This is a genomic window from Pseudonocardia hydrocarbonoxydans (assembly GCF_006539565.1).
GTDB lineage: Bacteria > Actinomycetota > Actinomycetes > Mycobacteriales > Pseudonocardiaceae > Pseudonocardia > Pseudonocardia hydrocarbonoxydans.
On the sequence record NZ_BJNG01000020.1, the window covers coordinates 61,142 to 85,357 of the forward strand.

Genomic DNA, 24,216 nt, shown 5'->3' on the forward strand with positions numbered 1-24,216 from the left:
CGGCTGATGCCACCCAGGGCCCAGAACCTCGTGAACCTCGAGGCGGTCACGGCGCACGTGCCGGGCGACGCCTCGCGGGTGCTGCTCGACGCCGTGTCGCTCGGCGTGGAGCGCGGCGAGCGGATCGGCGTCGTCGGCCTCAACGGCGGCGGCAAGACCACGCTGCTCGACATCGTCACCGGGGTCCGCGCGCCCGACGGCGGCCGCGTCAGCCGCGTCGGCGGGCTCAACCTGGCCCACCTCGTGCAGGGCGACGCGCTGCCGCAGGGCGCCCGCGTCCGCGACGTCGTGCTCGCGCACTGGGAGGGGGCGGCCGACCACGAGTGGGCCGCCGACGCCAAGGTGCGCGACGTCCTCGACGGCCTGGGCATCGGCGATCTCGACCGCACCACCGACGGCCTGTCCGGCGGCGAGAAGCGCCGCGTCGCCCTCGCCGCCGCGCTCGTCGGCGACCCCGACCTCGTCGTCCTCGACGAGCCCACCAACCACCTCGACGTCGAGGGCATCACCTGGCTCGCCGGGCACCTCATCGCGCGTCGCTGCGGCGTGCTGGTCGTCACGCACGACCGCTGGTTCCTCGACGCGGTGTGCACGCGCACCTGGGAGGTCGCGGGCGGCCGGGTGGAGAGCTACCTCGGCGGCTACGCCGACTGGATCTACGCCCGCGCCGAGCGCACCCGGCAGGCCGACTCCGCGGAGGCCAAGCGGCAGAACCTGGCGCGCAAGGAGCTGGCCTGGCTGCGGCGCGGCCCGCCCGCGCGGACGTCGAAGCCGCGGTACCGGATCGAGGCCGCCGAGGCCCTCATCGCCGACGTGCCGCCGCCGCGCAACACCGTCGAGCTGCTCGGGTTCGCCACCAACCGCCTCGGCAAGACGGTGCTGGAGCTGGAGGACGCCACCGCCCGCGTGGGCGAGCGCGTGCTGCTCGACCGCGTCACCTGGCGACTGGGCCCCGGTGACCGGATCGGGATCGTCGGCGTCAACGGCTCGGGCAAGACCACGCTGCTGCGCACGCTCACCGGCGAGCGCCCGCTCGACGGCGGACGGCTGGTCACCGGCACCACGGTGCAGCTCGCGGAGCTGTCCCAGGAGCTGGTCGACCTGCCGAAGGACATGCGCGTGCTGGAGGCCACCGAGCAGGTGGCCAAGTACGTGAAGCTCGGCAAGCTGGAGCTGACGGCGAGCTCGGTGCTGGAGCGGCTCGGGTTCCCCGCCGCGCGGCAGTGGACGCCGGTCGGCGACCTCTCCGGTGGCGAGCGCCGCCGCCTGCAGCTCACCCGGCTGCTGATGGCCGAGCCCAACGTCCTGCTGCTCGACGAGCCGACGAACGACCTCGACGTCGACACCCTGGCCCGCCTGGAGGACCTCCTCGACGGCTGGCCGGGCACGCTCGTCGTCGTCAGCCACGACCGGTATCTGCTCGAACGCGCCACCGACACCGTGGTCGCGCTGTTCGGCGACGGCAGGATCACGCACCTGCCCGGCGGCATCGAGGAGTACCTGGCGCGGCGCGCCCGGCAGGGCGACCAGCTCAACGGGCTGACGGCGACGTCCTCCTCCGCGCCGGCCACCCGCCCGCCGTCGAGCGCCGCCGACCAGCGTGCGGCCCGCAAGGAGCTGCAGCGCATCGAACGCCGGATGACGGCGCTGACGGCGCGGCAGGGGAAGCTGCACGCGGCGCTGGCCGAGGCCGCCACCGACCCCGACCGCCTGCTGACGCTGAACGCGGAGCTCAAGGACGTCGACGCGGAGATCGAGACGGTGGAGCAGGCCTGGCTGGAGGCGGCGGAGCTGGCGGAGGGCTGATCAGGCGCTCTCCCGCTGGAACGTGCGCACCCCCCAGAACAGCGAGACGGCCGCGAGCAGGACGGCCACGACGATGCCGACGAGCGCGGTGGCCGTGAACAGGTCGCCGACGAACACCGCGCGCGTGGCGTCGACGACGTAGACGAACGGGTTGGCGCGCGACAGCGCGAACAGCCACGGCGGCGCGATCGTCATCGGCAGCAGGATGCCCGAGAGCAGGAGCAGCGGCAGGAACACCGACTGCACGATGGGCACGAACGCGTCCTCGCTCTTGACCCGCAGTGCGAGCGCGTAGGAGGCGCAGGACGCGGCGAACCCGAGCACGGCCACCAGCGCCAGCCCGACCAGCACGCCGCCGACCGGGGCGCGCAGGCCGAACGGGATCGCCACGACCGTCAGCAGGATGCCCTGGGTCAGCAGGACCGCGGTCTCCTTCAAGGCCCGGCCCAGCAGCAGCGCGACGCGGCTGACCGGCGTCACCTGCATCCGCTCGACCACACCGGCCTTGAACTCGGTGAGGATCGAGAAGCCGACGAACAGCCCGCCGAACAGGCCGAGCTGGATGAGCAGCGCCGGGACCAGCACCTGCCAGGCGTCACCGGCCGGGAAGCCGGGGGTGTTCTGCACGATCGGGATGAGCAGCGGCCCGAACAGCGCGAGGTAGAGGAAGGGCTGGACGATGCCGATGACCACCCAGAACGGGTTGCGCAGCGACTGCTTCATGGAGCGCTGGAAGATCAGCCAGGTCTCGGTGATCACGATCGGGCCTCCGCGGGTTCCGGGGCTTCCTCGTCGCGCAGGGACCGGCCGGTCAGGGTCAGGAACACGTCGTCGAGGCTCGGGCGCCGCACCTCGACCGCGGTCATCGCGATGCCGGCCGCGTCGAGCTCGCGCAGCAGGGCGGGCAGCACGCGCGCGCCGTCCTCCACCCGGAACCGCACGACCGAGCCCTCGACGGCCACCTCGGACCCGATCCGCCCGGCCAGCTCGGCGGTGCGTCCGGGATCGGTGGAGTCGACGACGACGAGGTCGCCGGACACGCGGCGCTTGAGCGCGTCGGGGGTGCCCTCGGCGACGATCCGGCCCCGGTCGATGACCAGGATCCGGTCGCACAGGGCGTCGGCCTCGTCCAGGTAGTGCGTCGTGAGGAACAGCGTGGTGCCGCGCTCGGCGTGCAGCCCGCGGATGTGGCCCCACAGGTTGGCGCGGCTCTGCGGGTCCAGGCCGGTGGAGGGCTCGTCGAGGAACAGGAGCGTGGGCAGGTGCATGAGGCCCATCGCGATGTCCAGGCGCCTGCGCTGCCCGCCGGACAGGGTGTTGACGATGCGGTCGTCGAGGCCGGTGAGGTCGAGGGCGCCGATCAGCTCGGCCGCCCGCTTCGCCGACTCGGCCGCGGTGAGGCCGTAGAAGCGGCCCTGCAGGACCAGTTCCTCGCCGACGGGGCAGTCCGGCCCGGCGCCGCCGTTCTGGCCGACGTAGCCGATCCTGCGGCGGACCTGGACCGGCTCGGTGAGCAGGTCGTGCCCGGCGACCGTCGCCGTGCCGGCCGTCGGGTGGATCAGCGTGGTGAGCATCCGGAGGGTGGTGGACTTGCCGGCGCCGTTGGGCCCCAGGAAGCCGACCAGCTCGCCGGGGGAGACGTCGATGTCGACACCGGAGACGGCCTCGACCGCCCCGCGCCGGGTGTGGAAGGTGCGGGCGAGCCCGCGTGCGTGGATCACCCGACCAGAGTGGCCCCGATTCCGGTCAGCCGTCGACCGCAATCCCGCCGAGATCCGCGAGCAGCAGCGCCTCGGCCAGCACGCCGCGCCCGAACATGCCCAGGTCCAGGCTCTCGTCGATGCCGTGCCAGCGGCTGGCCGGGTCCCCGACGCCGGTCACGAGCACCGCCGCGCCCGGGAACGTGCGCGCGAACTCGGCGATGAACGGGATCGAGCCGCCGATCCCGGTCTCGACCGCGTCGGTGCCGAAGGCGTGGGCGAAGCTGCGGCGCGCGGCGTCGTAGGCGGCGCCGGTGGCGTCGATGCTGAACGGCTCGGCCGTGCCGTGGTGCGGGCGGACGTCGACGTGCGCGCCCCACGGCACGTGCGCCCGCAGGTGCTCGGTGAGCGCGTCGCGGGCCTTGGCGGCGTCGTCGCCGGGGGCCAGGCGCAGGCTGACGGCGGCGCGGGCGCGGGGGAGGAGAACGTTGGAGGACTCGTCGACGCGCGGGGCGTCGATGCCCAGCACCGCGGCGGCCGGCTTGTTCCACGCCCGCTCGGGGATGGTGCCGCAGCCGATGAGCTCGACGCCGTCGAGCAGCCCGACGTCGGAGCGGAAGGTCGCCTCGTCGAACTCGGGGGCCTGCGACGTGCCGTGCACGAGTCCCGGGACGGCGACCTCGCCGTGCTCGTCGTGCAGGCTCGCCAGCGTGCGGCACAGCGCGGTGAGGGCGTCGCCGACCGGCCCACCGTACACCCCGGAGTGCACGGGCCGCTCCAGCATCGACACCTCGATCACCACGTCGACCAGCCCGCGCAGGCTGGTGGTGAGCGCGGGGACGTCGACGGCGGGGTTGGCGGCGTCGGCGATGACGATGACGTCGCAGGCCAGGGCGTCGTGGTGCGCGCGCAGCAGCGCCGGGAGGGTGGGGGAGCCGGACTCCTCCTCGCCCTCGACGAACAGGGTCACCCCGACCGGGGGCCGCCCGTCGTAGGCGCGCAGGACCGCGAGGTGGGTCATCACGCCGGCCTTGTCGTCGGCGGCGCCGCGCCCGTAGAGGCGACCGGCGCGCTCGGTGGGCTCGAACGGTGGGCTGGTCCAGTGCTCGTCGCCGCCGGTGGGCTGCACGTCATGGTGGGCGTAGAGGAGCACGGTCGGCGCGCCGGCGGGGGCGGGCCAGTGCGCGAGCACGGCGGGCGCACCGCCCTCGGCCTCGATCAGCGAGACGTCCGCGGCCCCGGCGGCGCGCGCCAGCTCGGCCACGGCGTCGGCGCTGCGGCGGGTGTCGTCGGCGTGGGCGGGATCGGCCCAGATGCTCGGGATGCGCACGAGCCGTTCGAGATCGGCCCGCGCGCCCGGCAGGGCGGCCTCCACGGCGGTGGTGACGGGGGAGGGTGGCAGCGCGGCGTCGGACACGGCCGCGATGGTAGTGACACCCGTCCGCGGCCGGGTGGCGTGCACGGTCCGGCCTGGTGCACGCGGTCCGGTCCGCGGCGCCGCCGCGCCGGGGGTCCGGCCCATGGGCGCCGCCGCGCCGGGGCCGGCCGCGGGGTCGGGCGCCCGCCACGCCGGGGGGCCGGGCCGCGGGATCGGGCCCGCCGCGCACCGTTCGGCTCCGCGCGCATGGTCGAGCGTGCGCGCGGGGCTACGACGGTGCGCGTGGCGGGGCGGCGGGCTGGTGCGGCGGGCAGGTGCGCCGGGCTGGTGCGGCGGGGTGGCGACCGGCCCGGCGCGCCCCGTCCCGGCCCCGCGCGCACCCTCCGCCCCCCGCGCACCGTCCGGCCCCGCGCGCACCCTCGGGCCCCGCGCGCACCCTCCAGCCCTCCCGCGCACCGTCGAGCATGCGCGCGGGCCCACACGGTGCGCGTCCGTAGCACGACGGATCTCCGGCGGGGCCCGCAGCACGTAGGCTCGCCGATATGTCCCGGTTCCTGGCGATGTTGCTGGAGTCCGCCGCCGGCTCCCCCCGCGCGATGACGACGGGGGAGCCCAAGGCCCCCGTCCGGCGTCCCTGGCCGGAGGTGCACGACCACGCCCGCCGGATGGCCGGTGCGCTGCGCGCCGAGGTCCGGCCCGGCTCGGCGGTGGGGGTGCTCGCGGGCGAGCCTGCGGCGATCGCCCCCGCCGCGCAGGCGGTGTGGCTGTGCGGGGGCAGCGTCACGATGCTGCACCAGCCCACCGCCCGCACCGACCTGGCCGCGTGGGCGCAGGACACCGTCACCGTCCTGGGCATGATCGACGCGGAGCTGGTGCTGCTCGGCGCCCCCTTCGACGCCCTCGCCCCGGTCCTCACCGAGCGCGGGATCGCCTTCCGCACCATCGACTCCCTCGACGGCGACCCGGTCACGCCCGACGCGGAGGTCTCCGGCGAGGGCGACACCGCGCTGCTGCAGCTCACCAGCGGGTCCACCGCGGAGCCCAAGGCCGTCCGGATCACCCACGGCAACCTGTTCGCCAACATCACCGGCATGGTCACCGCGGCGCAGCTCGACATCGAACGTGACGTGATGGTGTCGTGGCTGCCGCTGTTTCACGACATGGGCATGGTCGGGTTCCTGACGATCCCGATGGCCACCGGCCTGGAGCTGGTCACCGTCACGCCCGTCGACTTCCTCACCCGGCCGCTGCTGTGGGCCGAGCTGATCTCGAAGTACGGCGGCACGGTCACCGCGGCCCCGAACTTCGCCTACGCCGTGCTCGGGCGCCAGCTCGCCCGCGCCGACGGCCCGCTCGACCTGTCGTCGCTGCGCATCGCGCTCAACGGCGCCGAGCCGATCGACCCCGACGCCGTCGACGGCTTCGTCGCGGCGGGCGCCCTGTTCGGGCTGCGGCCCGACGCCGTCCTCGCCGCCTACGGCATGGCCGAGACGGCGCTCGGGGTGTCGTTCGCGCCGATCGACACCGGTCTGCAGGTCGACCACGTCGACGCCGACCAGCTCGAGGCGCACCGCCGCGCCGCCCCCGCGACCTACGGCCCGACGCGCCGGTTCCCGAAGCTGGGTCCCCCGCTGCCCGGGATCGAGGTGCGGATCGTCGGCGAGGACGGCGCGGTGCTCGGGGAGCGCGAGGTGGGCGTGATCGGCCTGCGCGGGGAGTCGGTGACCCCGGGCTACCTCACCGTCGACGGCCCGCTCGCCACCCGCGACGCCGACGGCTGGCTCGACACCGGCGACGAGGGCTACCTCGCCGACGGGCAGGTCGTCGTCTGCGGACGGCGCAAGGACGTGATCATCATGGGGGGCCGCAACATCTACCCCACCGACATCGAGCGCGCCGCGGCCGACGCCTCCGACGTGCGTGCGGGCAACGTCGTGGCCGTGCGGGTGTTCGCAGGCGGCGAGGGCGGGCGGCACCGCGAGTCGTTCCTGGTCGCCGTCGAGTCGCGGAAGGCGGGCGACCCGGAGGCGGAGAAGGTCATCCGCAAGGACGTCACCGCGCGGGTCGTCTCCGCGGTCGGGGTGCGGCCCGCGGAGGTGGTGGTGCTCGGCCCGGGGAGCCTGCCCAAGACCCCGTCCGGCAAGCTCCGCCGCTCGGCGACGGGCGACCTGCTGCGCGCCCGCGTCTGACGCCGGTTGGCGCGCCGGAGGCGGATCAGCCGGAGAGTGCGTGGAACCGGTTCTGCGCCGCTTCGAGGCCGTTCTCCAGCAGGGCCTCGGTGGCGTCGGCGGCGAGGTCGACCGCGAAACCGAGCTCCTTGTTCTCCGCGCCGGAGAACCGCTTGAGCACGTAGTCGGCCGGGTCCTGGCGGCCGGGCGGGCGGCCGATGCCGAAGCGGACCCGCAGGTAGTCGCGCGTGCCGAGCGAGGAGGAGACCGACCGCAGCCCGTTGTGCCCGCCCTCGCCGCCGCCGCGCTTGAGGCGGACGACGCCGAAGGCGAGGTCGAGCTCGTCGTGGACCACCACGACGTCCTCGACGGGCACCGAGAAGTACTTCGCGAGGTTGGCCACCGGCCCGCCGCTCACGTTCATGTACGTGCGCGGCTTGGCCAGCACGACCCGCCGGCCCGCGAGCCGGCCCTCCAGGACGTCGGCGTTGCTGCGGTGCCGGGAGAACCGGCCACCGCCGGCCCGCGTCGCCAGGAGGTCGACGACGCGGAAGCCGACGTTGTGCCGGGTCTCGGCGTAGTCCGGGCCGGGGTTGCCGAGCCCGACCACCAGGGCGGGGCCCGGCACCACGGCTCAGCTCTCCGCGGAGTCCGAGTCGCCCTCGGACTTCTCGTCCGACGACTCGTCGGAGGCGGCGTCCTCGGTCTCCGGCGCGTCCTCGACGACGCCGGCGCCCTCGGCGTCGACCTCGGCCTCCATGTCCTCCTCGGTCGGCGCGGCGTTGACGTTCACGACCAGCGCCTCCGGGTCGGTACGGAGGTCGGTGTTGGCGGGCATGGTGATCGACCCCGCGAGGATCTGCGTGCCGATCGCGAGCCCCTCGACGGAGACCTCGACCCACTCGGGGATCGACGAGACGTCGGCCTCGACCTCGAGGGTGTTGAGCTCCTGGGTGACCAGGCTGCCCGGGGCCGCGCTGCCGGTGATGTGCACGCCCACGTCGACGACGACCTTCTCGCCGCGGCGGATGACCAGCAGGTCGACGTGCTCGATGTAGGGCCGGATGGGGTGCTGCACGACCGTCTTGGTCAGTGCGAGCTGCGGGGCGCCGTCGATGTTGATGGTGACGACGGCGTTGCGGCCCTGCTCGCGGACGATCCGCTTGAACTCCAGCTCGGGGAGCGAGAGGTGCTGCGGGTCGGTGCCGTGCCCGTAGAGCACGGCGGGGATCTTGCCCGCGCGACGGGTACGGCGGGCAGCGCCCTTGCCGAACTCGGTGCGGGTCTCGGCGTCGATACGGGCCTCGGCCACGGTGGTACTCCTCGGTCGGTCTGCGTGTGTGAGACGCGCGGCGAGGCTCACCGGACGGACCGGGCCTGCGTCGATCACGGCGGGCTAGAACAACACCCGCCCTCGCCGCGGAACTGCAGAGAACGATACGCCGGGGGTGCCCGCCGCCGGCGCGCGGGTCAGGCGTTGCCGTCGAACAGGCTGGTGACCGAGCCGTCGTCGAACACCTGGTGGATGGCCTGGGCCAGCAGCGGGGCGATGGACAGCACGGTCATCGCCGGGAAGCGCTTCTCGTCGGGGATCGGGAGGGTGTCGGTGAAGACCACCTCGCGCGCGCCGCAGTTGGCCAGCCGCTCGGTGGCCGGGCCGGAGAGCACCCCGTGCGTGGCGGCCACGATCACGTCGCGGGCGCCCTGGTTCAGCAGCGCCTCGACGGCCTTGGCCACGGTGCCGCCGGTGTCGATCATGTCGTCGATGACGACACAGGTGCGGCCGTGGATGTCGCCGACGACGCGGTTGGCGACGGCCTCGTTGGGCTTGCGCGGGTCGCGGGTCTTGTGGATGAACGCCAGCGGGGTGCCGCCGAGGGTCTCCGCCCAGCGCTCGGCGAGGCGGACGCGGCCGGAGTCGGGGGAGACGACGGCGAGCTCGCGGTCGGCGTAGGTGCGTTTGATGTACTCGGCGAGCACCGGCAGCGCGAAGAGGTGATCGACCGGGCCGTCGAAGAAGCCCTGGATCTGGGCGGTGTGCAGGTCGACGGTGAGGATCCGGTCGGCGCCCGCGACGAGGAACATGTCGGCGATCAGGCGCGCGGAGATGGGCTCGCGGCCGCGGTGCTTCTTGTCCTGGCGCGCGTAGCCCCAGAACGGCATGACGACCGTGATCCGCTTGGCCGACCCGCGCTTGAGCGCGTCGACCATGATCAGCTGCTCCATGATCTGGTCGTTGATCGGCGCCGAGTGGCTCTGCAGCACGAACGCGTCGCAGCCGCGGACGGACTCCTCGAAGCGGACGAAGATCTCCCCGTTGGCGAACGAGTACGCCGACTGCGGCGTGATCGTCACGTCCAGGTGCTTGGCGACCTGCTCGGCGAGCTCGGGGTGGGCCCGCCCGGAGAAGAGCATCAGGTTCTTCTTGGGCGTTGCCGACATGGCGCTCACCGCTGGGTGCCTCCGTTGGTCGAGATCGTGACCGAGGCCGCACGGGCGGCGGCCTCGGCGGCCGGGGTGTCGGGCCGCTTGCGCCCGACCCACCCGTCGATGGTCCGCTGTGACCCGGCCGACACCGCCAGCGCCCCCGGTGGGACGTCTTCGCGGACGACGGTGCCGGCGCCGGTGTAGGCCCCGTCGCCGACCTGGACCGGGGCGACGAAGGTGTTGTCCGAGCCGGTCCGGACGTGCGATCCGACGGTGGTGCGCCGCTTGCGCACGCCGTCGTAGTTGACGAACACCGAGCCGGCCCCGATGTTGCTGTGCTCGCCGATCGTGGCGTCGCCGACGTAGGTCAGGTGCGGCACCTTGGAGCCCGCGCCGATGTCGGAGTTCTTCACCTCGACGAACGTGCCGATCTTGCCGCGCTCGCCCAGGTGCGCGCCGGGGCGCAGGTAGGCGAACGGCCCGACCGACGCGCCCGGGCCGATCACCGCCTCGCTGCCGTGGGTGCGGACGACGGTGGCGCCCGCCCCGACCTCGCACGCCGTGAGCGTGGTGTCCGGGCCGATCTGCGCGCCACCGGCCACCGAGGTGACGCCGTGCAGCTGCGTGCCCGGGAGCAGGGTGACGTCGGGTGCGAGCCGCACCTGGACGTCGACCCAGGTGGTGGCCGGGTCGACGACGGTGACGCCCTCGCGCATCCAGTGCTCCAGCCGCCGCCGGTTGAGCTCGGCGCGCAGTGCGGCCAGCTGGACGCGGTCGTTGACGCCGGCGACCTGCCAGGCGTCGGCGCAGACGACGGCACCCGCGTCCGCCCCGTCGGCCCTGGCCAGCGCGACGAGGTCGGTGAGGTAGAGCTCGCCCTGGCTGTTGACGGTCTTTAGGCGCGGCAGCCCCGAGCGCAGGAACGCGGCGTCGAACACGTAGACCCCGGAGTTGACCTCGCGGACCGCGCGCTGCTCCGGTGTGGCGTCGCGCTCCTCGACGATCCCGGTGACCGAGCCGTCGGGCGCGCGCAGCACCCGGCCGTAGCCGGTGGGGTCGGGGGCCTGCGTGGTGAGCACGGTGACCGCGGCGCCGTTGCGGTGGTGCTCGTCGAGCAGCGCGCGCACGGTGGCCGGCTCGAGCAGCGGGACGTCGCCGCTGGTGACCAGGACGGGCCCGGTGAGGTCGTCCGGCAGTGCGGTGAGCCCGCAGGCCACGGCGTGCCCGGTGCCCAGCTGGCTCTCCTGCACCGCGGTGTGCACGGGGCGGCCCAGCTCGGCGCCGAGCTCGTCGACGGCGGCGGTGACCTGCTCGCGGTCGTGGCCCGCCACGACCACCAGGTGCGCGGGATCCACCGCGGCGACGGCGTGCACGGCGTGCCCCAGCAGCGCGCGCCCGCCGATGGCGTGCAGCACCTTGGACGTCGCCGAGCGCATCCGGGTGCCCCGGCCCGCGGCCAGGACGACGGCGGTGGCCGGGGGGACGGGGTCGGGCATGGGAGCGGCTCCCTGGTCGACTGGCGTCCCGGTCCGGGGCCGCGCGGCGGCGCCGGACCGGAGTACCGGGGAATCCTACGTCGTGGCCCGCGCGGTCCCCGGGGCTCCCGGGTGGCGGCACCGGGTGATCGCCGCGATGCCGGGAGTAACCCACGAGGGGGAGGCGTCGTTGGGTCGATCGGACGCGCGGCACGACGAACCGGCCCGCGAGGTACACGGGTGAGGGACGTCGATGGGTGCGCACAGCAGGGGCGTTTCGTATCGGGCACGGACCGCGGTGGCGCTTCTCGTCGCCGGGGTGAGCGCGTTCGGGCTGGTCGGCACGGCGACGGCGGGCGAGGGCACGGTCGACGGCACGCCGTGCTCGGAGTACGCCCGCGCCTGCGTCGACATCGACTCGCGGCAGGCGTGGCTGATCGACGACGGCGAGGTCGTCCGCGGGCCGGTGCCGGTGAGCACCGGCGGCGAGGGCCGGGAGACCCCGCGCGGTGCGTTCTCCGTGGAGTGGAAGAACAAGAACCACCGCAGCGCCGAGTTCAACGGGGCGCCGATGCCGTTCGCCGTGTTCTTCGCCGCGGGCGGCATCGCCTTCCACGAGGGCAACCTGCACACCCCCTCGGCCGGCTGCGTGCGGATGTCCTACGACGACGCCGAGGCGTGGTTCGAGTTCCTGCAGCCCGGCGACGCCGTCGAGGTCCGCTGAGGAGAGGTCCGCCGAGGACGACCTGACCGTTCGGCGGGTCCTGCGCGCCGGTCACCGGAGCGCGGAGACGTCCGCACCGAACGGCCGTATCCATCACCCGTTCGCCGTCCGGCCGGGACCGGTCGTCTCACGGTGTGTGAGGCGGCGAATGTTGGCGGCGTCCGAGGGGTTGTCACCACGAGACGTCTACGAGCACCGGAGGTTCTTCCATGCCCACGCGCAGCGCCCGGACCGCCTGGAACGGCACTCTCGAGCAGGGGGCCGGGCAGGTGGAGCTCAGCAGCAGCAAGGTCGGCACCTACGACGTGAGCTTCCCGAAGCGCGCGGCGGACGAGGCCGGGGGCACCACCAGCCCCGAGGAGCTCATCGCGGCGGCGCACTCCTCCTGCTACGCGATGCAGCTCTCGGCGTTCATCGCCGAGGCCGGCGGCACGCCGCAGTCACTCGACGTGACCGCCGACGTCACCCTCGGGCCGGACGAGGCCAACGGCGGGTTCGCCATCAGCTCCATCGCGCTCACCGTGCGCGGTGAGGTCGAGGGTCTCGACGCGGCGGGCTTCGAGGCCGCGGCGCAGAAGGCCAAGGACGGCTGCCCGGTCAGCAAGGCGCTCGCCGGCACGACGATCACGCTGGACGCCGGGCTCGAGTGAGGCCGGTCATCACGAAGGGACGCACGATGAGGTGCACGGGTAACGGTCGGCCGGAGCCGACGCCGCCGCCACCGCCGAACGGCCGCTGAGCGGCGGGGCGGGACCGACGAAAGGGCGGACGACCACGGTCGTCCGCCCTTCGTCGTGTGCGGGGTCGGGAGGCCGCTCCGCCGCCAGGATTCGAACCTGGACCTACTGAACCAAAATCAGCAGTGCTGCCCTTACACCACGGCGGACAGGCCTCCATCCTGGCACGCGGGCTCACCCGGACGCCGGAGGCCGTCACTCCGGGCGCCCGCCGGTCGCGGGTGATTTGCCGGGTGTTCCCGTCACGGGTGCTGCGCCCTCCCGGCCCGGCACCTACCCTCGACGTGCGCAGGCCCGCCGTCCGGCGCCTCCGCGGCCCAGTCCCCGTCCCGAGGAGCCCGATGTCGATCACTGCCGAGGCCGTACCCGATCCGTTGCGGAAGGGCCCCAACCCCGTGCTCGGGGGGCAGCGCACCCGGTTCCAGCACGCGATGATCTACGTCTTCGTCGGTGGGCCGATGCTGGCGCTCGTCGCGGCGGTGCCCCTGGCGTGGGGCTGGGGTGTCGGCTGGCACGATCTCGCGCTGCTCGCGGGCTTCTACACCCTCGCGGTGCTCGGGATCACCGTCGGGTTCCACCGGCACTTCACCCACAAGTCGTTCAAGGCGAAGCCGTGGCTGCGGGTGCTGCTGGCGATCACCGGCTCGCTGGCCGTGCAGGGCAACGTCTTCAACTGGGTGGCCGACCACCGCCGTCACCACGCGTTCTCCGACAAGGAGGGCGACCCGCACTCGCCGTGGGCGTTCGGCACCTCGCCCGCCGCCGTCGCCAAGGGCTTCCTGCACGCGCACATGGGCTGGTTCTTCGACCGCAACGAGACCAACCACTCGCGGTTCATCCCCGACCTGCTGGCCGACCGGGCGCTCCGCGGCGTCGCCCGCACGTTCGGGCTGTGGGTGGCGGTGAGCCTGCTGCTCCCGGCCGTCATCGGCGGGCTGGTGACGTGGTCGTGGCAGGGTGCGCTCACCGGCTTCTTCTGGGGCGGCCTGGTGCGCCTGGCGGTCTCCAACCACGTCACGTGGTCGATCAACTCGATCTGTCACATGGTCGGCAGGCGGCCGTTCCGCTCGCGGGACCGCTCCCGCAACTTCTGGCCGCTCGCGGTGCTGTCGATGGGGGAGTCCTGGCACAACCTGCACCACGCCGACCCCACCTGCGCCCGGCACGGCGTGCTGCCCGGCCAGATCGACGTCTCGGCGCGGGTGATCTGGCTGTTCGAACGCGCGGGCTGGGCCTCCGACGTCCGCTGGCCCACCCCCGGACGTCTGGCGAAGCTGGCGAGCCGCTGAGCGTCACCGCTGGTCCGCGGCGTCGCCCGTCCGTGGAAGACTGACCGCCGTGCTCAGCCTCATGCCCGAGCGGCTCGACCGGATGCTGCTCCTGGGTGCCCACTGCGACGACATCGCCATCGGCGCCGGAGGGGCGCTGCTGGAGCTGTGCCGCTCGCACCCCGGTATCGCGGTGTCCGCGCTCGTGCTCACCGGCGGGGGGTCGTTGCGCGAGGAGGAGGAGCGGGCCGCGCTCGCCGCGTTCTGCCCGGGCGCCCGCCTGGAGGTGGCGGTGCTCGACCTCCCCGACGGCCGCGTCCCCACCCGCTGGGAACGGGCGAAGCTCGCCCTGGAGGAGCTGCGCGCCCACGGTGAGCCGGAGCTGATCTTCGCGCCGTCGCCGCACGACGCCCACCAGGACCACCGCACCCTCGCCGAGCTGGTGCCCACGGTGTTCCGCGACCACCTCGCGCTGGGCTACGAGATCCTCAAGTGGGACGGCGACCTGCGCCAGCCCACCGCGTACCTGCCGCTCGCCGAGCCGGTGCTGCGGGAGAAGGTCGCGAAGCTGCACGAGCACTACGGCAGCCAGCGCGACCGCAGCTGGTTCGACCCCGAGACCTTCGCGGGCCTGGCCCGGATCCGCGGCGTGCAGTGCCACGCCCGCTACGCCGAGGCGTTCCACGTGTCCAAGCTCGTGCTCGGCGTGGCCCCGCTGACGGGCGCCGACCCCGTCGACTAGCAACCGGCCGGCACTGGACGCGGTGCCGCCGGTTCGCTAGGACGGACCGCATGTGCCGCAACATCCGGACCCTGCACAACTTCGAGCCGCCGGCCACCGCCACCGAGGTGCACGGTGCCGCGCTGCAGTACGTCCGCAAGATCTCCGGGTCGGCGAAGCCGTCGGCGGCCAACTCCGAGGCCTTCGCCCGGGCCGTCGCCGCGGTCGAGTCGGCCACCCGTGACCTGCTCGACGCGCTCGTCACCTCCGCCCCGCCCAAGGACCGCGAGGTCGAGGCGGCGAAGGCGCGGGAGCGGGCCGCGGTGCGCTACGCCCGCTGAGGCCCGGCGGACGGCGAACGGCCCGCCCGGGGACTCCGGACGGGCCGCTCGCGGTGGTTCCTACTGGTCGAGCTGGACCGCCAGGTCGGTGACGTCGTAGTCCAGGGTGCCGATGTCGGTGGCACCGCCGGTCAGGACGTCGACGACCCACAGGTGACGCTCGCCGTCGACCTCGACGGTGGCGAAGGCGGTGTTGCCGTCGGCCACGCCGTCGGTGAGCGAGGTGTAGATGTCGAAGCCCACGTCGGAGCCGATGTCGGCGGGCAGCGAGCCGGTCGGGGCCAGCGTGCCGGCGTTGGCCGGGGACTGGACGGCCACGCGGTCGAGCGTGGTGTCGAGGTCGAACAGCGTCGTCGCGGTGCCCGCGTCGAGGTCGTTGTTGGTGTACGCGGCGCCGTTGACGCCCAGCGCGGGCACGGTGCCGGTGGCCGGGGCGACCGCCGGGTTGGTCAGCGGGGTGTCGGCGACGGTGGCGGCCAGCGGGGTGGTCGCGAAGGGCTGGCGCAGGTTCTGGCCGGTGTCGGACAGGATGCGCAGCGCGTTGGCGGCCGGGTTGAAGTCGACCGCGAAGTCGTCGCCCACCAGCGCGACGGTGAGCTGGCCGATCAGCTCGGAGTCGGCGTTCTCGTCGTCGATGAGGTAGAGGCCGCCGAGGTCGCCGACGCCGTAGAGCCCGCCGTCCTGGACGCGGTAGTCGATGCCGACCAGGCGCGAGTCCTTGTCGAGCGGGACCTCGCCGATCTCGTAGACCGAGCCGGCGTCGGTGGTGTCGAAGCCGACCAGGGTGGAGCCGTCGACGAGGCCGACCGCGTGCAGGCCCTTGCCGGGCGCGCCCTTGTCGTCGGTGGCGAACGCGGCGGGCGCGATCACGGCGGCGCTGACGGTGGTGATCGCGGCGGCCGCGATCAGTGCGCGACGGAAGGTCGTCGACATCTGCTACCTCTCTCGAAGGTCCGTGGCGGCCGACTGACGACCCTCCGTTCGGCCCAACGAGTCACGCAGCGTGAGGTGACGAACCGGACACTTAGTTCACAGCGGGTCGATGCGCAGGATGCGGTCGTCGCTGCCGTTGGAGGTGCTGACCAGAAGTGCGCCGTCCGGGGCCAGGCGCACCGCGCGCAGCCGGCCGTAGGTGCCGTCGAGCGCCTCGGGCACCGCGACCTCGGCGACGGCCGCGCCCTGCGGCGTCATGAACAGCAGCTTCTCGCCGCGCAGCGCGCCGACGACCAGCGTGCCGTCCAGGTCGCCCCACTGCCCGCCGTCCAGGAAGGCCGCACCCGAGAGGGCCTCGACGGGGCTGCCCGAGCTCCAGGCGGCGGGGACGGCGTCGGGGAAGCGGTCGAGGTCGGTCATCGGGACCGACTCGTCGTATCCGCCCACCGTGCCGCCCTGTGACGGGTCCCAGCCGTAGTTGCCGCCGGGGCGCAGGAGGTTGACCTCGTCGTCGGTGCTCGGGCCGTGCTCGGCGGTCCACACCTCGCCATCGGCGTCGACGGCGACGCCCTGCACGTTGCGGTGGCCGTAGGTGTAGATCAGCCGCTGGGCCGGGTCGTCGGCGTCGGCGAACGGGTTGCCCTCGACGGGGCCGCCGGTGGCGAGGTCGACGCGCAGCACCTTGCCGCCCAGCGACGACAGGTCCTGCGGGATCGCGCCGCGGGCGGTGTCACCCGTGCCGACCAGCAGCGCGCCGTCGGCGGCGAGGGTGGGGCGGCAGCCGGAGTGGCGGCCCGAGGGGTTGATCGGCAGGCCGCCCAGCAGCGGGTCGGCGACCCGGGAGGCCGCGGCGCCGTCGGCGGACAGCTCCCACGTCACCAGGCGGACGTCGGTGGGGGTGCCGCCCTCGACGTGGGTCTGGCAGGTGGTGAACAGGCGGGTCTGCGCGAAGTCGGGGTGCACCACCATCCCGAGCAGGCCGCCCTCGCCCTCGGCGAGCAGGTCGGAGAAGTCGGCGTCGACCGGCGTGACGGACGCGCCGGCCGTGGCGCCCGACAGCAGGCTCAGCCGGCCGTCGCGCTCGGTGACGAGCACCCGGCCGTCGGGCAGCACGCCGACGTCCCAGGGGTTGGCGAACCCGCCCGCCACCTCGCTGACGGACAGCTCGGGGGTGCCGGTGCGGACCGGGTCGGGCCCGCCCTCGGTACCGCCCGGCGCGCTGCCCGCGCCACCCCCCGCGACCGACTCCGGTGACGGGCCGGCGCAGCCGACCAGGACCAGGGCGGCGGCCACGGCCACCGCTGCACTCGCACGCCGCATGCCGGCCATCCTGCCCGCGGCCGGGTGAGGGCGCCGTACGGGGCCGGGACCGGATACCGTCGCCGGGTGGAGCAGCCCAGCTATCTCCGGTTCCCCCACCTGCGGGGCGACACGCTCGTCCTGACGGCCGAGGACGACGTCTGGACGGTCCCGCTGGCCGGCGGCCGCGCCCACCGGATCACCGCCGACGCCGCGCCCGTCGCGAACCCGCGGATCTCCCCGGACGGCACGCGCGTCGCCTGGACGTCGTGGCGCGAGGGCGGGCCCGACGTGTTCGTCACCGCGCTCGACGGCGGCGTCGCGCGGCGGCTGACCTGGTGGGGCGATCCGCGGGCCCGCAACCTCGGCTGGGCCTCCGACGACGAGGTCCTCGGCGTCACCTCGACCGGCTACCACTCCCCGCGCCGCACGTTCGCCTTCGCGATCCCGGCGGCCGGGGGCGCGCCGCGGCCGCTGCCCGTCGGGCCGGTCGGCGACCTGGTGTCCGACGGACCGGGCACGCTGCTGCTCAGCGTCCTGTCCCGGGAACCGGCCTGGTGGAAGCGCTACCGCGGCGGCACCGTGGGCCGTCTGTGGTGGGACGCCGCGGCCACCGGGCAGTTCGTGCGGGTCGCGGCCGAGGTCGACGGGCAGATCGAGTCGCCGATGCTGGTGGGCGGGCGGATCGCGTTCGTCGCCGACCACGAGGGCTGGGGCAACCTCTACTCGATCGCCCCCAACGGCACCGACCTGCGCCGCCACACCGACCACGGGGGCCAGGGCGCGCCCGCGTTCTACGTCCGCCACGCCACCGCCGACGCCGGGCGCGTGGTGTACGAGTCGGGCGGGCGGCTGTGGGTGCTCGACTCCCTCGACGCCGACCCGCGCCCGATCGACGTCCGGCTGGGCGGGCCGCGCACCGCCCGCGAGCCCTACCGCGTCTCCGGCCGCGTCGACGTCGCCGTGCCCGACCGGACCGGGCGCACCAGCATCGCGCTGGTCCGCGGCACCGTGCACCGGCTCACCCACCGCGACGGCCCGGCGCGCACGCTGCTCGCCGAGCCCGGCGCCCGGGCCCGGCTGGCGCGGCCGCTGGGCGTCGACCGCGCGGTGTGGGTCGACGACGTGCTCGGCGAGGAGGCGGTGTGCGTCGCGCCGCTCGATCCCCACCTGGGCGGCGAACCCCGCCGCAGCGGGGCGGGGGAGCTGGGCCGGGTGCTGGAGCTGGAGCCCTCGCCCGACGGCGGGCGGGTCGCGCTGGCCACCCACGACGGGCGGCTGCTGCTGCTCGACGCCGCGTCCGGGGAGCTGAGCGAGCTCGCCCGCAGCGCGGAGGGCGTCGAGTTCTCCGGGCTGGCCTGGTCGCCCGACAGCGCGTGGCTGGCGTTCGCCGAGCCGGTCGAGCAGCTGCTCACGCGGATCGTGCTGGCCCGCGTCGCCGACGGCGAGCTGGTGCCGGTCACGCCGTCGCGGTTCCTCGACGAGGAGCCCGCCTTCACCCTCGACGGCCGCTACCTGGCGTTCCTGTCCCGGCGCAGCTTCGACCCGATCTACGACGAGCACTCCTTCGACCTCACCTTCCCCGCGTCGTGGCGGCCCTTCCTGGTGCCGCTGGCCGCGCGCACGCCGTCGCCGTTCGGGGCGAGCCCCGACGGCCGCCCGGTCGGCCCCGCCGACGAGGGCCCGGCCGACCCGCCCGCCCCCGCCCCGGACGACCCGTCCTCGCCCGACGCCACGGCCGTGCCCGCCGCCCCCGACGACGCCGCGCCCGAGGTGGTCGTCGACGTCGAGGGGCTGGCCGGGCGGGTCGTCCCGGTGCCGGTGGTGGAGGCTCGCTACAGCGCACTGAGGGCGGGCAAGGACTGCCTGCTGTGGCTGCGCAGCCCCGTCAACGGGGTGCTCGGCGACGGGCGCGCGGGCACGTCGGAGAAGCCGCGGCGGACCGTGCTGGAGCGCTTCGACCTGGTGCGCCGCAAGCTCGACGTGATCGCCGACGCCGTCGACGGGTACGCGGTCAGCGGCGACGGCACCCGGCTGCTGGTCCGCGACGGCTCGACGCTGCGCGTGCTGCGCACCGACCGGTCCGGCTCCGGCGCCCCCGACACCGACGGCGCCGACGAGTACGAGGTCGACCTGTCGCGGCTGGCCGTGACCGTCGACCCGACGGCGTCCTGGCGGCAGATGTTCGACGAGGCCGCGCGCCTGATGCGCGACCACTTCTGGACCGCCGACATGGGCGACGTCGACTGGGCCGCCGAGCGGGAGCGCTACCGCCCGCTCGTCGACGCCGTCGGCAGCCACGACGACCTCGTCGACCTGCTGTGGGAGCTCCACGGCGAGCTGGGCTCCTCGCACGCCTACGTCCGCCCCCGGGCCCACCCCGCCGGTGACGTCCCGGCGTTCCTCGGGGCCGACCTCTCCGCCGCCGCCGACGGCTGGCGCGTCGAGCGCGTCCTGCCGCCGGAGACCTCGGCGCCCGGCGCACGCAGCCCGCTGGCCTCGCCCGGCGTCGACGTGCGGGCCGGGGACGTGCTGCTGGAGGTGGCCGGGCGCCCGGTCGACCCCGTCGCCGGGCCCGCGCCGCTGCTGGCCGGCCGGGCCGACACGCTCACCGAGATCACCGTGCGCTCCGGTGACGACGTGCGCCGCGTCGTCGTGCGGCCGCTGCCCGACGAGACCCAGCTGCGCTACCAGGACTGGGTGGCCGGGCGGCGCGCGTACGTCACCGAGCGCTCCGGCGGGCGCCTGGGCTACCTGCACGTGCCCGACATGATGGCGCCGGGCTGGGCCCAGCTGCACCGCGACCTGAGCCGCGAGATCACCCGCGACGGGCTCGTGCTCGACGTCCGGATCAACGGCGGCGGGCACACCAGCCAGCTCGTCGTGGAGAAGCTGGCCCGGCGCGTCACGGCCTGGACGATCGCCCGGCACCGCCCGCCGCGGACCTACCCGGTGGACGCCCCCCGCGGGCCCGTCGTCGCCGTCACCGACGAGCTCGCGGGCTCCGACGGCGACATCGTCACCGTCGCGCTCAAGCGCCGCGGCATCGCCACCGTGGTGGGCGTGCGCACCTGGGGCGGGGTGATCGGGATCGACAGCCGCTACCGGCTCGTCGACGGGACGGGGGTGACGCAGCCGCGCTACTCGCACTGGTTCGACGACCTCGGCTGGGACGTGGAGAACTACGGCGTCGAACCCGACGTCGAGGTGGTCGTCACCCCGCAGGACTGGGCGGCCGGGCGCGACCCGCAGCTCGACCGGGCCGTGGACCTGGCGCTGGAGGCCCTCGACCGCACCCCGCCGGTGCAGCCGCCGGACGTCACCACCCGTCCCAGCCGCCGCCGCCCCGCCCTCCCTCCCCGCACCTGACGCCCCACCCCGCGAGTCCCCCTTATCTCGTCCGCGAGTCCCCGTTTCCCCGTCCGCGAGTCCCCCGTTCTCCGCCCGCGAGTCGTCGGCTCCGGGCGCGGCGAAGGGGGGCGGCCGGGCGGCCGGTCGACGTCCGGGGCGGAGTTCCGCCGCCCGGACCCGGCTCGGCGCCCAGGCGTAGGCTGGTCGTGAGACCCCGACCCGGGCCATCTGTCCCGGGAAGGGGTCTGTTCCGCGTGCGTCCACCCGCCTCGAAGGGGTACCCGAGAACCGTGGCCAAGCTCGCCGGTCTGCTCCGCACCGTCCTGCACGACTCCGACCTCCGCGCCGTCCTCGACGCCGCCCGCGCCGTCCGCGGCGACGACGTCCCGGCCCTGCGCGTCGAGGGCCCGGCCGCGCTGCGCCCGTTCCTGGCGGCCGGGTTCGGCGAGGCCGGCCGCACGGTGCTGGCCGTCACCGCCACCGACCGCGAGGCCGAGGACCTCGGCGCCGCGCTGGCCGACCTGATCGACGCCGACGCCGTGGCGGTGCTGCCGAGCTGGGAGACCCTGCCGCACGAGCGCCTCTCGCCGCGGCCCGACACCGTCGGTCGTCGCCTGTCGATCTTCCGCAGGCTGGCCGACCCGGCGACGGCGCCGCGCGTGCTGGTCACCGCCGCCCGCAGCCTCATCCAGCCGATCGCGCCCGGCCTGGGCCGGCTGGAACCGGTGCTGCTGCGCGCCGGGGACACCACCGACTTCGACGCCCTGCTGGAGCGCCTGGTCGAGCTGGCCTACACGCGGGTGGAGATGGTCACCGCGCGCGGGGAGTTCGCGGTCCGCGGCGGCATCGTCGACGTCTTCCCGCCCACCGCCGAGCACCCGCTGCGTGTGGAGTTCTGGGGTGACGAGGTGAGCGAGCTGCGCACGTTCTCCGTCGCCGACCAGCGCTCGGTGGCCCCCGTCGACGAGCTGTACGCGCCGGGCTGCCGGGAGCTGCTGCTCACCGCGCCGGTGCGCGAGCGGGCCGCGGCGCTGGCGACGGTCCACGAGAACAACCCGCCGCTGCGCGAGCTGCTCGACCACCTGGCGCAGGGGATCCCGTCCGAGGGCATGGAGTCGCTGGTCCCGGTGCTGACCGGCGGCGAGCTGGAGCTGCTCACCGACCTGCTCCCGCCCGACGCGCTGGTGCTCGTCGCCGACCCCGAGCGCGTCCGCACCCGCAGCGCCGACCTCGTGCGCACCGGGCAGGAGTTCCTGGAGGCCTCCTGGTTCGCCGCCTCCACCGGCGCCGACGCCCCGATCGACGTCGGCGCGTCGGCCTACCGCGACCTGAACGACGTGCTGCACCACGCGTCGGCCACCGGGCACCCGGTCGTCACGTTCAGCCCGCTGCTGTCCGGCCGGGACGACGCGCTCGCCCCGCCCGTCCACGAGGTGGAGTCCTACCGCGGCGACACCGACCGCGCCCTGGTCGACCTGCGCGCCCACGTGGCGAGCGGCGGCACCGCGGTGCTCGTCGTCGGCGGCCACGGCACCGCGCAGCGCAGCCTGGAGCAGCTGAAGGAGGCCGACGTCGCGGCCACGCTCGTCGACGAGCTGACCGAGGACCCCGAGAAGGGGCTCGTCACCGTCACCTGCGGGCGGATCGTGCAGGGCTTCACCGCCGGCCCGCTGGTGCTGCTGACCGAGGCCGACCTCACCGGCAACCGCGCCGCCGCCACCGCCCCGACGAAGATGCCGAGCAAGCGGCGCAACACCGTCGACCTGGTGACGCTCAAGCCCGGCGACCACGTCGTGCACTCCCAGCACGGCATCGGGAAGTTCGTGGAGATGAGGGAGCGCACGGTCGGCGGGGCCACCCGCGAGTACCTCGTGCTGGAGTACGCGAGCTCCAAGCGCGGCCAGCCCGCCGACCGGCTGTTCGTCCCCACCGACTCCCTCGACGAGATCAGCCGCTACGTCGGCGGCGAGATCCCGACGCTGAACAAGCTCGGCGGCGGCGACTGGGCCAAGACCAAGGGCCGCGCCCGTAAGGCCGTCCGGCAGATCGCGGCGCAGCTCGTGCAGCTCTACGCGGCGCGCCAGTCCGCGCCCGGCCACGCGTTCGCCAAGGACAGCCCGTGGCAGCGCGAGATGGAGGACGCTTTCCCCTACACCGAGACGCCCGACCAGCTCGCGGCGATCGACGAGGTGAAGGCCGACATGGAGCGCCCGGTCCCGATGGACCGCGTGATCTCCGGCGACGTCGGCTTCGGCAAGACCGAGATCGCGGTGCGCGCGGCGTTCAAGGCGGTGCAGGACGGCAAGCAGGTGGCGGTCCTCGTCCCGACGACGCTGCTCGCCACCCAGCACCTCGACACGTTCACCGAGCGGATGCGCGCGTTCCCGGTGACGGTGCGGGGGCTGTCGCGGTTCACCGACAACGCCGAGGCGAAGGAGACGATCACCGGGCTCGCCGACGGCACCGTCGACGTCGTCGTGGGCACGCACCGGCTGCTGCAGAGCGGCGTGCGGTGGAAGGACCTGGGCCTGGTCATCGTCGACGAGGAGCAGCGCTTCGGCGTGGAGCACAAGGAGCACATCACCGCGCTGCGCACCCACGTCGACGTGCTGACGCTGTCGGCCACGCCGATCCCGCGCACGCTGGAGATGAGCCTGGCCGGCATCCGCGAGATGTCGACGATCACGACCCCGCCCGAGGACCGCCACCCCACGCTCACCTACGTCGGGGCCTACGACACCAAGCAGGTGGCCGCGGCGATCCGGCGCGAGCTGCTGCGCGACGGGCAGGTGTTCTACGTCCACAACCGCGTGTCGACGATCGACAAGGCGGCGAAGACGATCCGCGACCTCGTCCCCGAGGCCCGGATCGCCGTGGCGCACGGGCAGATGAACGAGGACCTGCTCGAGCGGACCGTCAACGGCTTCTGGCACAACGAGTTCGACGTGCTGGTCTGCACCACGATCGTCGAGAACGGCCTCGACATCTCCAACGCCAACACCCTGATCGTCGAGCGCTCGGACACCCTCGGGCTCTCCCAGCTGCACCAGCTCCGCGGCCGCGTCGGCCGCGGGCGCGAGCGCGGGTACGCCTACTTCCTGTTCCCGCCCGAGCACCCGCTCACCGAGACCGCGCACGACCGGCTCGCCACCATCGCCCAGCACTCCGAGCTTGGCGCGGGCGCGGCCGTCGCGATGAAGGACCTGGAGATCCGGGGCGCGGGCAACATCCTGGGCGCCGAGCAGTCCGGGCACATCGCGGGCGTCGGGTTCGACCTCTACATCCGGCTGGTCGGCGAGGCCGTCGCGGCGTTCCGGCAGCAGGCCGGGGCCGGGGCGGGTGAGGAGGACGAGCCGCTCACCGAGGTGCGCGTCGACCTGCCGATCGACGCCCACGTGCCGCACGACTACGTGACGGGCGAGCGGTTGCGCCTGGAGGTCTACCGCAAGATCGCCGAGGCGGGCGACGCCGACGCGCTCGACCGGATCGTCGAGGAGCTGACCGACCGCTACGGCGAGCCGCCGCAGCCGGTGCGCAACCTGCTGGCGGTCGCCGCGTTCCGGCAGACCTGCCGCGCGCTGGGCGTCGGCGAGGTCGCGGTGGCGGGCAACGGGATCCGGGTCGGCCCGGTCGACCTCCTCGACTCCGGGCAGCTGCGGCTGAACCGGCTCTACCCGAAGTCGCAGTACAAGGCGGCCGCACGGGCCGTCCTCGTGCCGAAGCCGGTGGCCGGTGGCCGGATCGGCGGAGCGCCGCTGCGTGACGTCGAGCTTCTGGAGTGGTGCACCCGGCTGGTGCACGACCTCGTCACCCCGGCGACGGCCCCGGCCGCCGGGTAACGCTGCGGGACGGGGGGCGAGAACACAGGCGGGACCGGGGCCGGATCGT

Annotated in this window: 18 protein-coding genes and 1 tRNA gene; 9 read left to right on the forward strand and 10 right to left on the reverse strand. The window is 74.6% G+C overall.

The annotated features are described in order from the left end of the window. Positions 1-6 precede the first annotated feature (6 nt). Positions 7-1,806, forward strand: a complete 1,800-nt coding sequence (locus tag PHY01_RS14200) for an ABC-F family ATP-binding cassette domain-containing protein (RefSeq protein ID WP_141279122.1) — start codon at positions 7-9, stop codon at positions 1,804-1,806. On the opposite strand, the gene PHY01_RS14205 is transcribed toward PHY01_RS14200, so the two are convergent. Genes PHY01_RS14205 through PHY01_RS14215 form a run of 3 tightly spaced genes read right to left on the reverse strand, consistent with a single transcriptional unit; the run spans position 1,807 to position 4,923 of the window. Further along, on the reverse strand, positions 1,807-2,565 hold the full coding sequence (locus PHY01_RS14205) for an ABC transporter permease (RefSeq protein ID WP_141279123.1): 759 nt from the start codon (positions 2,563-2,565) through the stop codon (positions 1,807-1,809). Continuing rightward, positions 2,562-3,527 (reverse strand): ATP-binding cassette domain-containing protein, encoded by a 966-nt coding sequence (locus PHY01_RS14210; RefSeq protein ID WP_141279124.1) that lies wholly within the window; start codon positions 3,525-3,527, stop codon positions 2,562-2,564. Before PHY01_RS14210 ends, PHY01_RS14205 begins: the two co-directional genes overlap by 4 nt. A gap of 25 nt (positions 3,528-3,552) precedes the next feature. Then, entirely contained in the window at positions 3,553-4,923 is a 1,371-nt protein-coding gene (locus PHY01_RS14215) for a dipeptidase (RefSeq protein WP_246085895.1), read from the reverse strand. 503 nt (positions 4,924-5,426) lie between these two features. Here PHY01_RS14215 and PHY01_RS14220 point away from each other — a divergent pair. After that, complete coding sequence (locus tag PHY01_RS14220; protein WP_141279126.1) at positions 5,427-7,073, forward strand: fatty acyl-AMP ligase; 1,647 nt, start codon at positions 5,427-5,429, stop codon at positions 7,071-7,073. Positions 7,074-7,098: 25 nt separating this feature from the next. Here PHY01_RS14220 and pth read toward each other — a convergent pair whose 3' ends face one another. From pth to glmU, 4 genes are all read right to left on the reverse strand, one after another. Continuing rightward, positions 7,099-7,680 (reverse strand): aminoacyl-tRNA hydrolase, encoded by a 582-nt coding sequence (pth, locus tag PHY01_RS14225; protein ID WP_141279127.1) that lies wholly within the window; start codon positions 7,678-7,680, stop codon positions 7,099-7,101. A gap of 6 nt (positions 7,681-7,686) precedes the next feature. Further along, a complete protein-coding gene (locus PHY01_RS14230) occupies positions 7,687-8,364 on the reverse strand; it encodes a 50S ribosomal protein L25/general stress protein Ctc (protein ID WP_141279128.1) in 678 nt (225 codons plus the stop codon). Positions 8,365-8,522: 158 nt separating this feature from the next. Then, complete coding sequence (locus PHY01_RS14235; RefSeq protein WP_502266615.1) at positions 8,523-9,503, reverse strand: ribose-phosphate diphosphokinase; 981 nt, start codon at positions 9,501-9,503, stop codon at positions 8,523-8,525. Further along, entirely contained in the window at positions 9,500-10,975 is a 1,476-nt protein-coding gene (gene glmU / locus PHY01_RS14240) for a bifunctional UDP-N-acetylglucosamine diphosphorylase/glucosamine-1-phosphate N-acetyltransferase GlmU (protein WP_141279130.1), read from the reverse strand. Before glmU ends, PHY01_RS14235 begins: the two co-directional genes overlap by 4 nt. 277 nt (positions 10,976-11,252) lie before the next feature. Here glmU and PHY01_RS14245 point away from each other — a divergent pair, with 277 nt between their 5' ends. Continuing rightward, positions 11,253-11,678, forward strand: a complete 426-nt coding sequence (locus PHY01_RS14245) for a L,D-transpeptidase (protein WP_246085896.1) — start codon at positions 11,253-11,255, stop codon at positions 11,676-11,678. 209 nt (positions 11,679-11,887) lie between these two features. Next, the gene (locus PHY01_RS14250; protein WP_141279132.1) at positions 11,888-12,328 is read left to right on the forward strand and encodes an OsmC family peroxiredoxin; all 441 of its coding nucleotides are present in this window, start codon (positions 11,888-11,890) and stop codon (positions 12,326-12,328) included. A gap of 165 nt (positions 12,329-12,493) precedes the next feature. Here the strand turns inward: PHY01_RS14250 and PHY01_RS14255 are convergent. After that, positions 12,494-12,564: transfer RNA gene (locus PHY01_RS14255), tRNA-Gln, on the reverse strand. A 192-nt stretch (positions 12,565-12,756) separates the two neighbouring features. On the opposite strand from PHY01_RS14255, the gene PHY01_RS14260 reads away from it, so the two are divergent. From PHY01_RS14260 to PHY01_RS14270, 3 genes are read left to right on the forward strand one after another with little or no spacing between them, the layout of a single operon-like run. Next, positions 12,757-13,704 (forward strand): acyl-CoA desaturase, encoded by a 948-nt coding sequence (locus PHY01_RS14260; RefSeq protein WP_141279133.1) that lies wholly within the window; start codon positions 12,757-12,759, stop codon positions 13,702-13,704. Between the two features lie 49 nt (positions 13,705-13,753). Continuing rightward, positions 13,754-14,425: a PIG-L deacetylase family protein gene (locus PHY01_RS14265; RefSeq protein ID WP_141279134.1), complete on the forward strand. Its 672-nt coding sequence runs from the start codon at positions 13,754-13,756 to the stop codon at positions 14,423-14,425. Between the two features lie 50 nt (positions 14,426-14,475). Further along, a complete protein-coding gene (locus PHY01_RS14270) occupies positions 14,476-14,745 on the forward strand; it encodes a DUF2277 domain-containing protein (protein ID WP_141279135.1) in 270 nt (89 codons plus the stop codon). A gap of 60 nt (positions 14,746-14,805) precedes the next feature. On the opposite strand, the gene PHY01_RS14275 is transcribed toward PHY01_RS14270, so the two are convergent. Then, complete coding sequence (locus PHY01_RS14275) at positions 14,806-15,678, reverse strand: DUF4394 domain-containing protein (RefSeq protein WP_141279136.1); 873 nt, start codon at positions 15,676-15,678, stop codon at positions 14,806-14,808. Between the two features lie 96 nt (positions 15,679-15,774). Next, positions 15,775-16,998, reverse strand: coding sequence for a PQQ-dependent sugar dehydrogenase (locus tag PHY01_RS14280; protein ID WP_141279137.1), 1,224 nt, complete (start codon positions 16,996-16,998; stop codon positions 15,775-15,777). A 66-nt stretch (positions 16,999-17,064) separates the two neighbouring features. On the opposite strand from PHY01_RS14280, the gene PHY01_RS14285 reads away from it, so the two are divergent. Together PHY01_RS14285 and mfd are read left to right on the forward strand one after the other, a co-directional pair. Next, complete coding sequence (locus PHY01_RS14285) at positions 17,065-20,346, forward strand: S41 family peptidase (RefSeq protein ID WP_141279138.1); 3,282 nt, start codon at positions 17,065-17,067, stop codon at positions 20,344-20,346. Positions 20,347-20,618: 272 nt separating this feature from the next. After that, the gene (mfd, locus tag PHY01_RS14290) at positions 20,619-24,167 is read left to right on the forward strand and encodes a transcription-repair coupling factor (protein ID WP_141279139.1); all 3,549 of its coding nucleotides are present in this window, start codon (positions 20,619-20,621) and stop codon (positions 24,165-24,167) included. Positions 24,168-24,216: the final 49 nt, after the last annotated feature.